Annotated in this window: 11 protein-coding genes; all 11 read right to left on the bottom strand. The window is 49.6% G+C overall.

All coding sequences use genetic code 11. The features are described 5' to 3' along the window. Positions 1-96 precede the first annotated feature (96 nt). Positions 97-1,938 (bottom strand): aldehyde ferredoxin oxidoreductase family protein, encoded by a 1,842-nt coding sequence (locus EZM41_RS05970; RefSeq protein WP_198470215.1) that lies wholly within the window; start codon positions 1,936-1,938, stop codon positions 97-99. A 17-nt stretch (positions 1,939-1,955) separates the two neighbouring features. Further along, positions 1,956-3,119 carry an iron-containing alcohol dehydrogenase gene (locus EZM41_RS05965; RefSeq protein WP_198470214.1) on the bottom strand — a complete coding sequence of 388 codons (1,164 nt, stop codon included), beginning with the start codon at positions 3,117-3,119 and terminating at the stop codon, positions 1,956-1,958. A 65-nt stretch (positions 3,120-3,184) separates the two neighbouring features. Beyond that, positions 3,185-4,486, bottom strand: a complete 1,302-nt coding sequence (locus EZM41_RS05960) for a GntP family permease (protein ID WP_198470213.1) — start codon at positions 4,484-4,486, stop codon at positions 3,185-3,187. Between the two features lie 353 nt (positions 4,487-4,839). Continuing rightward, positions 4,840-6,039, bottom strand: a complete 1,200-nt coding sequence (locus tag EZM41_RS05955) for an electron transfer flavoprotein subunit alpha (protein WP_198470212.1) — start codon at positions 6,037-6,039, stop codon at positions 4,840-4,842. Positions 6,040-6,051: 12 nt separating this feature from the next. After that, positions 6,052-6,798, bottom strand: a complete 747-nt coding sequence (locus tag EZM41_RS05950; RefSeq protein ID WP_198470211.1) for an electron transfer flavoprotein subunit beta/FixA family protein — start codon at positions 6,796-6,798, stop codon at positions 6,052-6,054. A 98-nt stretch (positions 6,799-6,896) separates the two neighbouring features. Beyond that, positions 6,897-7,679 carry an enoyl-CoA hydratase-related protein gene (locus tag EZM41_RS05945; protein ID WP_198470210.1) on the bottom strand — a complete coding sequence of 261 codons (783 nt, stop codon included), beginning with the start codon at positions 7,677-7,679 and terminating at the stop codon, positions 6,897-6,899. A gap of 10 nt (positions 7,680-7,689) precedes the next feature. After that, a complete protein-coding gene (locus EZM41_RS05940; RefSeq protein ID WP_198470209.1) occupies positions 7,690-8,841 on the bottom strand; it encodes an acyl-CoA dehydrogenase family protein in 1,152 nt (383 codons plus the stop codon). Between the two features lie 33 nt (positions 8,842-8,874). Next, positions 8,875-9,738, bottom strand: coding sequence for a 3-hydroxyacyl-CoA dehydrogenase family protein (locus EZM41_RS05935; protein ID WP_198470208.1), 864 nt, complete (start codon positions 9,736-9,738; stop codon positions 8,875-8,877). Positions 9,739-9,820: 82 nt separating this feature from the next. After that, a complete protein-coding gene (locus EZM41_RS05930) occupies positions 9,821-11,095 on the bottom strand; it encodes a lactate racemase domain-containing protein (protein ID WP_198470207.1) in 1,275 nt (424 codons plus the stop codon). A 2-nt stretch (positions 11,096-11,097) separates the two neighbouring features. Continuing rightward, positions 11,098-12,078 carry a hydroxyacid dehydrogenase gene (locus tag EZM41_RS05925; RefSeq protein WP_198470206.1) on the bottom strand — a complete coding sequence of 327 codons (981 nt, stop codon included), beginning with the start codon at positions 12,076-12,078 and terminating at the stop codon, positions 11,098-11,100. Between the two features lie 39 nt (positions 12,079-12,117). Next, entirely contained in the window at positions 12,118-14,079 is a 1,962-nt protein-coding gene (locus tag EZM41_RS05920) for a TRAP transporter permease (RefSeq protein WP_198470205.1), read from the bottom strand. Between the last annotated feature and the right edge of the window lie 37 nt (positions 14,080-14,116).

Here is a 14,116-nt window from a genome sequence, read left to right as displayed (position 1 = left end):
CCTTTGGAGAAAATACAGACTTTTCTATACAAAATAAATAAAAACCGCCCTTGGCTTAAAATCTCCAAGGGCGGCAAAATCACCGACTGTTTAGCGCTACTCCAACAATCCCAACTCTTCAAGCTTGCCCTGCGATGGCACGCCCTCGGCAGTCCACTCACGTAAGGCATAATAATCTACAAGCATTCGGCCGAGGTGTGGTATGCTGCCAGCTGCCGCTCCGGTCTTTTTGTCGTGAACCCCCAGCCTTGGAGGAAGTACGTCGTCTTTGCGCGTTATGCCTAACATATAACTGTACATCCTCTTTAGATTGAAATTGCGCTCCCCGGCTTTCATGAGATCATCACCGGATATCCCCCACCCCGTAACCGAAGTTATCCAACCAGCTATCGCATCTGGCCCAGCCGCATCCTTAGCACGAATGAGAAATTTGCACAACCCAAGATCGTTGAAAATTTCCATGAAATTCTGCATAAGATAGGCAATTTCAGCTTTGTTTTCGACACCGTGGCGCTCAAATGGCTTATCGAACCCCAAAGCAGAAAGCGCAAATACCCCTTGCTCAGCAAAGTAACCGAGGGCCTCAAGGTGACAGGCACCCCTGTTGGCCGTGGCATAATTTACGGCCATAGAGGTAAATGCCCTTGGATCATGATAAGCATATTCCAGGCCTTTAGTTTCCACGGCAAACTCCTTAGCAAGGCCGCCGAGTTGACTCGAGGCACGCCTTACCCCTTGGGATAAAAAGGCTCCAAAGCCTTCATCGTGGCCTATCAATTCCACCAGCTTCAAAATAACCTCGCCGTCACCCCAGCGGATCTCCATCCCACCGGTATCTTCTTTGGTAATGAGCCCATTTTCGTAACATTCCATGGCCCATCCTATCACGCCAGCCGTAGAGATCGTGTCCAATCCCAAGCGGTTGCACAGGTCGTTTGCGGCGCATATAACGTTTAGATCTTCGTTCAAAAGATTGGCACCGAAGCCGTCGCAGGTTTCGTATTCGGGGCCGTGGCAAACTGTGCCGGCGTGAGGCCCTATTTCTACACGCACGTCCTTGCCGCAACGGATGGGACAAGCAAAACAGCCATAGTGTGAAACGAAGACCGTTTCAGCTATCTTCTGACCGCAAGTCTTAGCTGCCCCTTCTTCCCAAGAGCCCAGCGACCAGTTGCGGATAGAAAGGTCTCCGTTTGCCTCCACACCCATTAACCCTCCGGCGGTGCCGAAATCTGTAAGACCTTTGGCGTTTGTTCTCACGATAGGCGTAAACTCGCGTATCGAAGCGGAAAGTTTTTCACGCTCCTTTATGGGAACCTGCAGAGTCCCTCTCACTACGACAGCCTTTAATTGCTTAGATCCCATTACCGCTCCCATACCAGTCCGACCGGCTGCTCGCGTTTGATGTCCCCCGGTCATAACGCCGGAGATGAGGACCTTTCTTTCTCCGGCGGGGCCGATGCACGCTACTTGGCATTTATCTCCGTGCCTTTTGCATAACTGATCGCACGTTTCATAAACATCGAGCCCCCAGAGATCAGAAGCATCCTTTAGCTCAACTCTGTCATCTTCCAAAAGCAGATAGAGCGGCGCTTTGGCGGTGCCACGAATGACAATGCCGTCGTAGCCCGTCTTTTTTAGCTCAGCGCCGAAGAAACCGCCCATGGTAGCCTCACCCCATATACCGGTCAAGGGCGATTTGGCGCATACAGAAGTCTTACAGGCACATGGGATAGGTGTACCTGTAAGAAGGCCATTCATGAAGACTAACGTGTTGTCTGGTCCAAGAGGATCGGCCTTGTATGTTTTTTCATCGTATAAAAGTTTTGCGGCTAAACCTGAGCCCCCCAGATGTTTCATCTGAAGCTCTGTCGGTAGCTCTCTCACGCCTATAGAACCTGAACTTAGATTTACTTCTAAAATCTTAGCAGAGGCCATAGTTCTCGCCCCCAACATCAGTACACCTTGCGATATAGTTCAATGATCTGTTCCTCCGTAGCAGAGCGCGGATTATTGGCAGGGCTGCCGCTTGCTATTGCATCGTGAGCCATCTTAGGGAGCGCTCTTTCGTAATCTTCTTTAGATATACCCATCTCCTTAATCGAAGGAATTTCAACGTCCTCGCATAGCCTGCTTATAGCCTCTACGGCTTCCCAAGCCGCATCGAGCACGCTAAGCCCTTCTATGTTCTCCCCCATGGCTTCTGCCACTTTGGCGAACTTTTCCGGCTTTGCAATGTAAGTAAACTCGGCCCACACAGATAATAGCAGTGCGTTAGATACGCCATGAGCGACATGAAATACTGCGCCTATAGGACGCGACATGCCATGTATAAGCGTTACAGAGGAATTATTAAAAGCTATGCCAGCCAATGTGGCAGCGCGCATCATATTTGAACGCGCTTCCAAATCTTCGCCGTTACACCATGCCCTACGAAGGTTTTGAGAGATAAGACGAATGGCCTCTAAGGCGAGCAGGTCGGTAGTGGGTTGTTCTTTCTTTGAAACATAAGCTTCTACTGCGTGACAAAAGGCATCCAAGCCTGTAGCTGCCGTCGTCTTGGGCGGAACACTGAGGGTCAATGTAGGGTCAGCAATTGCCACGGTAGGAATAATAAAAGAAGAGTTAATGAGCATCTTAACATCATTCTTAGTATCGGTGATAATAGTGAATCGGGTCACTTCTGACCCCGTACCCGCAGTGGTAGGAATGGCCACAAGTGGGGGGATGGGTTTTTTCACCTTCTCCGCACCCATGTAGTCCGTAATGCTTCCACCATTCGTGTGCAATATGCCTATAGCCTTAGCCGTATCTATAGGGCTCCCGCCTCCTATGGCTAAAAGAAAATCACACTTCTCTTCTCGATAGATCTTTAGGCCAGCCTCAACATAAGTATCCTTAGGTTCGCCTGGTACGTCCGTAAAAACAACATAATCAATTTCTGCGCCTTTTAAGAGCGTTTCTACCCTTTGCACATACCCAACCTTTTTCATAATTTCATCAGAGACGATCAGCGCTTTTTTGCAACCGAGCTTTCCGACTTCCCTGCCCAAATCCTCAAGGCAACCAGGACCTTGCAGTAATGTCCCCGGCATACGAAATTCAGTCTTGCGCAACATGGTTTCCCCCTCCTTAAATCAGTTTAACTTTATTTGATGATTAACCCTTATTTGATGATTAACCCTTAAAAACCTAATCCGTGATAACCTATCAGGGCAAAAAGGGCAATAACTGGTATTACAATCTGCGTTACGAATATAGGCCAATAAGCCTCCCTGTGAGTTTGGTGGCATATGGTCAACAGCGTTATCTGCGCCCCCTGATGAGGAAGCGTATCGAGCGTACCAGCAGCTATTACTGAAACGCGATGCACCCAATCCATGGGCACTCCTAAGGAAATATAAAGATCCTTCAAAGCAGCGTAGGCTACGCCTAATCCTCCAGAAGCTGATCCTGCGGCGCCAGCAGCTATAGCTGTGGTGATGGCTACGAGCAAAAGCGGTGGCATAGCCATTACCTTTAAACCCTCGATGATTTGGGCAAATCCTGCAGTATTTCTCACCACGCCGGCAAAACCCACTACAATAGCAGTGTTCAATATCGCAGGGGCTGAATTCAGTGCCCCCCTGTTTAAGATTTGAATCCAATTATTATATCCACCACCGTAAGGAGCCAAAAGCAATATAGCTAACACAATTCCTGCGAGCACCGCTGCCTCAACGGGCACTCGAAATACGTTGAACAGCGCAAGTATTACTATGCACGGGATCAAAGAAGGGATAGGATGAGGTAGTCTCTTTTCGCCCCCCGCACGCGCCATTGTTTGGCGCGTATGCTCATCCTCCACAAACGTATGGCCTTTAGCTGCATAGCGCTTCCCTTGCCATTCGAGATACCAAAAGATCAGGGCAATTTGAATTATAACGGCTAAAGCGCCACCCACAGGATCTGCTATGGAGGAAGTTCCTAAATATCTCATAGGTATGACGTTCTGGATCGCTGGGGTTCCAGGGCCGTTCATAGACCAGGTCCAGCATCCTGCAGATATAGCAGCCGGAATAAGCCTTCGGCTTATATTAGCCTCTTTAAACATGTACAAAGCAATCGGATACATAGCAAAAAATACCACAAAACCGCTTATTCCTCCGTACGTAAGTATTCCCGTTATAGTCATAATAATGGGGGCCACGTATTTGCCTTTTGTAAGGCCAATCATCCATCGAGCCAACGATTCTGCGGCTCCGGTATCTTCCATAACGGAGCCGAACACGGCACCGACAAAAAATATAAGGAAGAAGTTTTTCACATAATCTGCTGCAGTGGCCATGTAGGGCCCGAGCATCGTCTCAAATAGCGGTAAGCCGGCCACTAAGGCTACAAGCATGGAAAGCAAGGGACCCAATATAAGGGCACTCCATTTCTGAAACGCAAGATAACCAAACAGTGCAAGTGCTATGGGGAGTATCGCGATTTGCAAGAAATCCATATTTGTTTTCACCTCCACTGCTATAGAGTATAGCCTTAACATCACGAAATCTTATAACTCTCTATTAATGATTAGTTTTGCTTTGTATATCCTGAAGGTCTCCACCTCCTTTTGTTTACTTATGGTTGTCTTTGGTTGGTTTTGTTCACGATTACTCAAACCAATCTTACTCACGGTCAAAGTAAAGGTCAACTTTTAGCGGCATATGAAGCTAAAGAGACAGCTCTATACAATAAGGGTCGCTAATGTCTCAAGCCAACATTGCTTGGCACACAAGCCCTACCGAGAGCAGAGCAGGTCCCTTGTGTGCTATGCTTTGTGAGTCCACAATAACCGAAATGATGTTATAACAATTAGCTCCTTGCTTTCTCTTTTCTTTCCTTTAGCTGCCTTATCATCTCGGGAACAATCTTAAAGAGGTCGCCGACAATTCCGTAATTGGCCACCTTAAAGATGGGGGCTTCCGGGTCCTTGTTTATGGCTACGATAATATCGGAAGTTTGCATGCCGGCCAAATGCTGAATGGCTCCGGATATGCCACAGGCTATGTAAAGCTTGGGCCTCACTGTGCGTCCGGTCTGACCCACCTGATGTGCATAGGGGATCCAACCGCTGTCAACGGCAGCCCTGGAAGCTCCTACGGCACCTCCCAAAAGTTGAGCCAGCTCTAAAAGCATTTTGAAATTTTCGGGCCCCTTCATCCCCCTGCCGCCCGAGACTATAACGTCGGCGTCAGCGAGGTTGACCGTGCCTGCCGTGTCCTTGATGAAATCCAAGATAGAAATGAGCAAGTCCTTGGGAGTTGATACAGGCTCTATTCCTATGATACGAGCCCCATCTTTGGTAACTTTCTCGGGCATGGGCATGACTTTGGGGCGAACCGTTGACATCTGTGGCCTCTTGTAAGGGCATAGTATCGTCGCCATTATATTGCCACCAAAGGCAGGGCGAGTCTGCATGAGCAACCCTCTTTCTGGATCTATATCGAGTTCGGTGCAGTCTGCAGTGAGGCCCGTTTCGAGGCGCGTGGCCAAAGCCCCGGCAAAATCCCTCCCGAGCGTCGTAGCACCTATGAGGACAATTTCAGGTTTGTATCCATTTATGATGTTTTCTGCCTCGCGCACGTAAGAATTGGTCTGATACTCTCTGAGGTGAGGGGCATCTACCACGTAGATCTCGTCAACGTCGTATGTGCCCACCTCTTTGGCCATATCTTTTGCTCCATCGCCTATCACCATGGCGCATAGAGGTGCTGTTAACTTATCAGCCAGATCTCGCCCTTTGCCGAGGAGTTCAAAAGAGACATGGTTGATGCGGCCAAATTCGTGTTCGACGAATACCATCACCCCTCTATAGCCGGTAGCTTCCTCGCCATGTTTTTCTTCCATGAGAAGGGCCTTCATGGGGCAGGAATCGACGCATTGGCCACAGAGAATGCAAGACTCGAGCACTTCGGCGATGCCATCGTCGTTCAACCTTATAGCGTTGTATGGGCAAACTTGGACGCAAAGACCACAGCCTGTACACTGCTCTTTTATGACTTTGAGCGCCATTATAATATCCCCCTATATGCTTATAACTTGCTGAGAAGAGAGGGCGTCCAGGAGCTTAGACACAACTTCCGGGACTTCTCCTTCTAAGATCTGACCACCGGCCCGCGGGGGCGGAGTGAAAATCCGGATCACTTGAGTGGGTGAGCCATCGAAACCAAACTTAGCCTGATCTCCATTTAGGTCCTGTGGCCCCCAGATTGGAATTTCAGTCCTGGCAGCTCTCCTTATAGAAATTACATTCGGCAGGCGCGGCTGGTTTATGTCCTTTACTACAGTCATAAGGGCTGGCAATGTTGTCTCCACCACTTGAATCCCTTCGTCCAAGAGGCGCTCGACTATAATCTTTTTACTTTCTGAGTTTATTTCTTTTACTTTGCAAACATAGGTAAGTTGCCTAAAACCGAGCCTTTGAGCCAAGCCTGGGCCAACCTGGGCGGTGTCACCATCGGTGGCCTGCTTGCCACAAATAACGAGATCAATTTCGCCTAACTTTTTGATAGCCAGCGAAAGCGTATAAGCGGTCGCCAGTGTATCTGAGCCTGCAAAAGCCCTATCGCTTAAGAGGACAGCTTTGTCCGCTCCCATAGCCAGGGCCTGTCTTAAAGCCTCCTTAGCCTGAGGGGGCCCCATGGAAACTACTATGACTTCGCCGCCGTAGCGCTCCTTGAGCCTAACCCCCTCCTCGATAGCGTATTCGTCAAAGGGGTTGACCACGCTCTCCACACCTTCACGAATCAATGTGCCTTTAACAGGGTCCATCTGCACTTTGGCCTCAGTGCTCGGGACCTGCTTGATACATACCACTATACGCAAGCGAAAACTCACCCTCTCTTTCGCAGGAACTGCAACTTCTAAGCTCAACGGCCAACAAATTTCGGCTGCCGCTTCTCTAAAAAGGCCGCTACGCCTTCTCTTTTATCCTCAGTGGAACAGGCCAAGGCGAAGAGGTACGACTCATGGGCCAGCCCCTGGTCGAGGCCGAGGTTTGCACCTCTGTTCAAAGCTTCCTTAGCATATTGAACCGCAAGTTTGGGGAGAGCCTTAATTTTTTGAGCCCATAACGCTGCCTCTTCCATTAGGCCATCTGCAGGGACGACCTTGTTGACCAATCCTACACGGTAGGCCTCCTGAGCGTCTATCATGTCACCTAAAAGCACCATCTCCATCGCCTTTGTCCTGCCAACCGTGCGAGCAAGCCTTTGGGTGCCGCCACCGCCGGGGATGATGCCGAGCTTAACCTCTGAAGCCGCGAAGCGCGCGCTTTCGGAGGCTATCCTAAACGTGCAAGCCAAAGCCAGCTCAAGCCCTGCACCTATAGCATAGCCGTTTATGACGGCGATGACAGGGACGTTCAGATTTTCTATGCGATCGTAGAGCTCTTGGCGCTGCCTCGTGTGCTCCCTGCCCAAAACGATATCCCGTTCGGCGAGCTCTTTGATGTCGGCGCCAGACATAAAGGCCTTATCTCCAGCTCCCGTTATTATCACAACCCTAACGTCTTTGTCGCTCTCGATCGCGCCTATAGCCTTTTCGAGCTCCCCGACGAGCGTATTATTCATGGCATTCCTCACCTCGGGCCGGTTCACAGTGAGGTACGCCACTTGGTCTTTCACTTCGCAAAGGAGGATTTCGTTCGACACCTCGATCACCTCACGCGAAGGCGGATATGCCAAGGTCGCTGCTCGCTATGATGAGTTTTTGTATTTCGCTTGTGCCCTCATAAAGCGTGTTTATCCTTGCATCGCGATAGAAACGCTCGACAGGAAATTCATTCGAGAAGCCGTAACCGCCAAATATTTGAATAGCTCTATACGCCACTCGATTAACCATTTCACCGCAGAAGAGTTTAGCCATAGAAACCTCCCTGGTGCACCGCACGCCCTTATTTTTTAAGTGGCCGGCCCTGTAGACCAAGAAGCGCCCTGCATCGATATTGATGGCCATTTCGGCAAAATGCTCCTGAATGAGCTGATGGCCAGCTATCGGCTTGCCGAACTGGACCCTCTCCAAGGCGTATTTCTTGGCGGCGTCATAACACCCCTGTGCTGTGCCGACGCAGCCCGCAGCAACCGTATAGCGACCGTTGTCGAGGGCACTCATGGCCACCTTGAAGCCGTCTCCCGGGTTGCCGAGGACGTTCTCTTTGGGCACGCGTACATCTTCAAGTATCAGTTCAGCAGTGCTCGAGGCGCGAAGACCGAGCTTGCCATGGATATCTCTGGATGAAAAGCCGGGCGTCTTCGTATCTACGATGAAGGCAGTAATTCCTCTATGGCCGGCAGACTTGTCTGTCTTTGCGAATATTAAGGCCACATCTGCGCAACCGTTTGAAATCCACATCTTGTTGCCGTTCAATATGTAGCTGTCGCCATCGAGGACGGCGCTTGCCTGCATACTGGCCACGTCGCTTCCCGAATTAGGCTCGGTCAAGCCGAAGCATCCCAATATTTCACCAGAAGCCAATCTCGGTACATAGGTGCGCTTTTGATCTTCCGTGCCCCATCTTAAAATTGAAAGCGCTACAAGTGAAATCTGGACCGAGTAGATGCCGCGCACAGAGGAATCCACGCGCCCCAACTCCTCAGCCACGAGGGCGTGCGATATGTAGTCGAACCCTCCGCCTCCGTATTCCTCCGGAATGACGGTGCCAAATATCCCAAGCGCTCCCATTTTCTTGACGATCTCTTCTGGAAATTTCTCTTCCTGGTCATACTGGGCTGAAACGGGCGCGATTTCCTTGTCGGCAAAATCCGCCACCATCTTTTTTATCATCTGTTGCTCTTCATTAAGATCGAAATCCATTATTCATCCCTCCCCGAGCTTATCTTTAAGAGGTCACTGTTCGTATGTGTAAAAACCCTTGCCGGTCTTGCGCCCCAGATACCCTGCGCGCACCATCTTTTTCAGTATGTAGGGCGGGCGGTAACGCGGGTCTCCGAGCTCGCGGAAGAGGGTCTCCATCTTAGCGAGGTGTACATCCACGCCTATCATGTCGATCAATTCGAGCGGACCCATAGGCAGGTTGGCGCCCAGCTTCATCGCTGTATCTATGTCTTGGGGCTCGGCCACACCTTCGGAATACGCTACCACCGCCTCGTTGAGGAGGACACCTAAGATGCGGCTCACTATTCCTGCAGGTGTCTCAATCTTTATGGCTATAGGTGTCTTACCTAAAAACTCAGCGAGCTCCTTCGTTTTTTCCACAGTATCTTTCGACGTCTGCAGTGCGGGCATGATCTCGACGAGTTTCATGACTACCGGAGGGTTGAAGAAGTGCATTCCTATGACCCTGTCGCTGTGTTTTGCTGCGCTAGCGATCTCCGTTATGGGACAAGCTGTCGTATTTGTGGCGAGGATCACATTCGGCTCGAAGTTAGCGTCTAACCTCGCAAATATCTGCCTTTTAACTTCTACATCTTCAACAACCGCTTCGATCACGAAGTCCACATCTTTGGACATGACTGCCTCGATCTCCGTGCCGCCGCTGATACGGGACATGATATCCTCGACCTCTTCTTTCGTCATCTTTCCCTTCTCGACGCGCTTTTCGAGGCCGCTTCTTATCCTCTCTATGGCTCTATCCACAAAGGGCCTGTCCACATCGATGAGGACAGCGTCGAGCCCAGCCTGAGCACAGACCTGAGCAATGCCGTGCCCCATCGTCCCCGCGCCCACCACCATGACCTTCTTGAATGCCATCTCCTCCACCTCCCTGGTATAAAGTAATATTTAAGGTTACATCGACAACGATCTTTTTACTAAGCAACCGTTTTAAGTGCTTTCAGAATAAGTTCCCCATATCATCGAACGGGAACTCATAAGGGCCGCTTGCTACTTCCACGTACGGCTTCATCGCCTCGGCTTGCGAGATCAGATTCTCGGAGACCTCCAACTCGTCCAAGAGAAGTGTGTTTTTGATCCGCGCCATTTTAATCTGTGTCTTATCTAAAAGGTTAGAGGTCTTTACGGCAGCTTGAATGGCTAATTTGTCATTTTCTAAAACCATGGGTATTTTTGCCCCCAGAGGAACCGTCGAAGTCAACGGGTTGGGATACGTCTCTTCGAAGTCGAATTTCTTAAAGGCCCTCATCGTCGTAAAATCCGCCATACCCAAGCCATTGCCATTGCCGTGGGATTTGTCCGTAATATCCAACACCACTACCCTCTTTATGTTTGGTCCCCCTGTCATAGTCGGTACGGTGTATCTGCCAACTATGTTTGTATCAAAACCTGTGCCGCTTATATCTTTGCCGATCTCATCTATGATCAGCACGTCCAGCGAATCGAAGGGAATCTTCGGGTAGAGCCTTTTGGCTTCTTCTAACAGCTTCGGCTCCTCTTCCTCGATTTCGTCTTTTTTCAACACTGCTATCTTTGCGGTCTCGTGATAAGCGTTTTCGATAATTCCCACGGCGAAAAGCAAATTCATCTTTTGTAAGGCCACTTTAGCTATATCCACCACATTTTCTGCCATCTGCTCAAAACCCAGTTCATGGCATATTTCGGCGCCAGCTTGTTTGCCGAGGCCTATAGTAATCATCTTCATGAGACCGCTTTCGTATTTGCCCCTGAAGGTAGTATGCAGCTTGATCCTGTTAATTATGACGATATGATCGGCGCTCAAGGCGTGCTTATCTATGCGAACGGGAAGCCCCTTTGAAGTGCGCCCGATCTCGACGACCTCCATGGAAGAACGGATAGGCGCTCCTACATATTCCTCCGTCACGCCAAGGCGCTCAAGCACGCCTTTTTGTCCCTCCGCCGTAGCGCCGCCGTGACTTCCCATTGCTGGCACAATGAATGGCTCGCCTCCTGCGTCCTTTATGGCGCCGACCAGCGTTTTCACCATGAGTGGTAGGTTTGTTATCCCCCTGCTCCCCACGCCTATGGCTATGCTTTGCCCCGCCTTTATTGCAGAAAGCACTCCCTTATCTTTCAGCTTTTTAACGAGCTCTGAAGCTACATCTTCTATCTTTGGCCTTTCAAAACGCTGTCTTATCTTCACCATCCGAGGGATTGGCATATCGCATAAAAGCTTTTTCACTACGCTGACCACTGTCATTTCCTCCTCTTTTCCCAAACTTCAGGATTTGCCAGATGAGTAGGTCGATTACCCTTTAAGACCTGAGCTATTCCCTCGGCCGCCATAACGGCCATTCTTTTTAGGGCTTCACCGGTGTGAGCTGCCATATGAGGGGTAACGATCACGTTGGGAAGCGAAAATAGCGGGTTTGTAGGTAAGGGCGGCTCGGGATCAAAGACATCAAGGCCGGCACCGGCCAATTTTCCAGATTTAAGCGCTTTATACAAAGCACCTTCGTCGACCAAAGAACCGCGGGCAGCGTTTATAAAAATTGCGCCCTCTTTCATCAAGCCGAATTCCCTTTCTCCGATCATACGATAATTTTCAGGCGTAGCTGGAGCGTGAAGGCTAATGACGTCGGCCTCTTTTAGGAGATCATCTAAGGTTGAAACAAGCCTTATGGGAAGGCTGCTGTCAAGCATAGACTCCGTTATATATGGATCATAAGCGATCACGTGCATACCAAGGCCGTGGTTGCAAATATGCGCTACGGCACGTCCAATCTTTCCAATGCCTACCAAACCGAGGGTTTTTTCGCATAACTCAAGACTTTTAATCGAAAAGCGAGAGTTAAAATTATGCTCAACTCTAAGGGCTTTATCTGCCTCAAAGACATTTTTAGCTATGGCCAACATGAGCATCGCTGTGTGTTCAGCGACAGCGATCGTATTTGAGCCAGGAGCATAAACTACGGCGATACCTAACTCTGTGGCAGCTTTCACATCTACATTATCTACACCGACGCCGTGGCGCCCCACCACCTTGAGCTTAGGGGCCGCTTCCAAAACCTTTCTCGTTATAGGCGTAGAGCGAACCAAAATGCCGTCTACATCGCCCACCTCGCGTGTGAGCTGTTCTGGGGTGGGATCGCTGGCGATCACGACGTCAGCCACTTCGGATAAAATGTCAAGTCCCGCTTGGTGCACCTTCTGCACCACCATTACCTTGAATCTCATAATGATACCCCTCCAATTACTATGTAGTTAATCATCTCGTCATCGAGATTTCGCGCGCGATCTATAGTTCAACCATTGAGGCAGAGCGATACCGGATAGGATGATGATCCCCACGAGGTCCGTGTAAAGTCCGGGCTTTATTAAAAATAGCGCCGCCGCGAATAGAAACGCCCGCCCTATCATGCCAACACGACCAAACACAAAACCCTCGAGTGAACACGCCAAAGAGACAATACCTATGGATGCAGTGACGATAGCCAATATAGTCCACGTTACGCTTGGATGCATCAACATGAGCGATGGCGAAAAGACAAACATGTATGGGATTATAAATCCCGCCAAAGCAAGCCTCACTGCAGTCCATCCGACCTTGCTCGGGTTAGCGCCGGCCAAACCGGCTCCTGCATAGGCAGCCAGCGCCACAGGGGGCGTAACAGCTGACAGCGCTGCAAAATAAAGGGCAAAAAGATGTCCTGCCACCGGCGAGACCCCGAAGGCATCAAGCGCTGGAACCGCTACGGTGGCTGTGACGATATAAGCCGCAGTGGTGGGCATACCCATACCTAATATTATACAAGCCGCCATGGACAAGACTAACGTGAGAATGAGATTATCATGCGAGAGCATGACGATGACATCAGCCAGGCGCAATCCCAACCCTGTCAAGGAAAAGACCCCCACGACCAAACCCACGGTCGCACAGGCAATCGCAACGGTTAGCACATTTCTCGCACCATTCTCAAGCGCCTTTATGGTCTTACTCAAATTCAACCTTGTAGATTTGCGGATCATAGATATAACTATTGCAGCGATAATACCTTGGAACGCAGCATAGATCGGCGTATATTGGGCCACAAGAAGATATATGAGTAAAGCTATAGGAATTAAAAGGTGCCCTCCATCTTTAAGCACTAACCATATTTTAGGTAATTCCTCTCTGGGAATGCCCTTAAGTCCCTGTTTATGTGCTTCTAAGTGGACCATCATCCATACGGAGAAGAAATAAAGAACGCCAGGCACAAGAGCCACCGTTGCTACCTTTATATAGGGAATGCCTAAAAATTCTGCCATGATGAAAGCTACAGCCCCCATAACCGGGGGGAGAATCTGACCGCCAGTGGAAGCCGCCGCCTCCACTGCTCCCGCAAAGTACGATTGATATCCGACGCTTTTCATGAGAGGGATGGTGAATGTGCCTGTGGTAACTACGTTGGCAGCAGCGCTGCCGTTTATCATACCCAAAAGTCCGCTGGCCAATATAGAGACCTTCGCGGGGCCACCAGGACTACCGCCAGCCAAAGCCATCGCTAAATCTGTAAAGAATCTGCTCATACCGGTTTCAGCCAGGAAAGAACCGAAGAGGATGAAGAGAATTATATAAGTTGACGAAACTCCAAGGGGTATACCATATACTCCTTCTGCGCTGATAAACATATGCTCTATCAGTCGTTGAATGGAATAACCTCTATGTATAATGCTTGCAGGTAAATAGGGCCCCATATAAGCGTAAACCAAAAAGACAATGGCCAATACCGTCAATTCAATGCCTACAGCCCTTCGCGCAGCTTCTAACACCAACAATATACAGCAAGCCCCCATGATCAAGTCCATTTGGGTCGGTATGCCGCCGCGTATAGATATAGCATCATATTGTAGCAATAAATAAATGTTTACGCCCATACCGAGTATAGCCAATACATAGTCTAAGATGCCAGGATTTGATGCATGCCCCTTTTTAGAGGCAGGGTAAAGCAAAAAGGTTAGACATAGCGCAAAACCTAAGTGAACAGCCTTTTGCTTCATGGACGGAAGAGTGGTCAAGCCCAAGATGTAGAGCGTCAAAAGCGACATGCTTACAGCTATCACTTTGACTATAACTTCAGAGCCCCCGGTTACTTTCCTGAAGCGCGACTCTACGTCATACTTGCGTATCAATTCATCAAGATCTATCGTATGAGACTTATCCTCTGACTGCTTCTGGGTCTCCTCTGTCTGGTCCAACCAAAGTCACCTCTCGATCGATATCGACAGCTCAAAA

The organism is Acetomicrobium sp. S15 = DSM 107314, assembly GCF_016125955.1.
In the GTDB taxonomy this organism is placed as follows: domain Bacteria; phylum Synergistota; class Synergistia; order Synergistales; family Thermosynergistaceae; genus Thermosynergistes; species Thermosynergistes pyruvativorans.
The sequence above is the reverse complement of the archived record's forward strand: the minus strand, read 5'-3'. Positions and strand labels throughout refer to the sequence as shown.

Excerpts from the sequence above, each read along its gene's own strand:
- EZM41_RS05970 (WP_198470215.1), bottom strand. The coding sequence starts at position 1,938 with ATGGCCTCTGCTAAGATTTTAGAAGTAAATCTAAGTTCAGGTTCTATA.
- EZM41_RS05965 (WP_198470214.1), bottom strand. The coding sequence starts at position 3,119 with ATGTTGCGCAAGACTGAATTTCGTATGCCGGGGACATTACTGCAAGGT.
- EZM41_RS05960 (WP_198470213.1), bottom strand. The coding sequence starts at position 4,486 with ATGGATTTCTTGCAAATCGCGATACTCCCCATAGCACTTGCACTGTTT.
- EZM41_RS05955 (WP_198470212.1), bottom strand. The coding sequence starts at position 6,039 with ATGGCGCTCAAAGTCATAAAAGAGCAGTGTACAGGCTGTGGTCTTTGC.
- EZM41_RS05950 (WP_198470211.1), bottom strand. The coding sequence starts at position 6,798 with ATGGACCCTGTTAAAGGCACATTGATTCGTGAAGGTGTGGAGAGCGTG.
- EZM41_RS05940 (WP_198470209.1), bottom strand. The coding sequence starts at position 8,841 with ATGGATTTCGATCTTAATGAAGAGCAACAGATGATAAAAAAGATGGTG.
- EZM41_RS05935 (WP_198470208.1), bottom strand. The coding sequence starts at position 9,738 with ATGGCATTCAAGAAGGTCATGGTGGTGGGCGCGGGGACGATGGGGCAC.
- EZM41_RS05925 (WP_198470206.1), bottom strand. The coding sequence starts at position 12,078 with ATGAGATTCAAGGTAATGGTGGTGCAGAAGGTGCACCAAGCGGGACTT.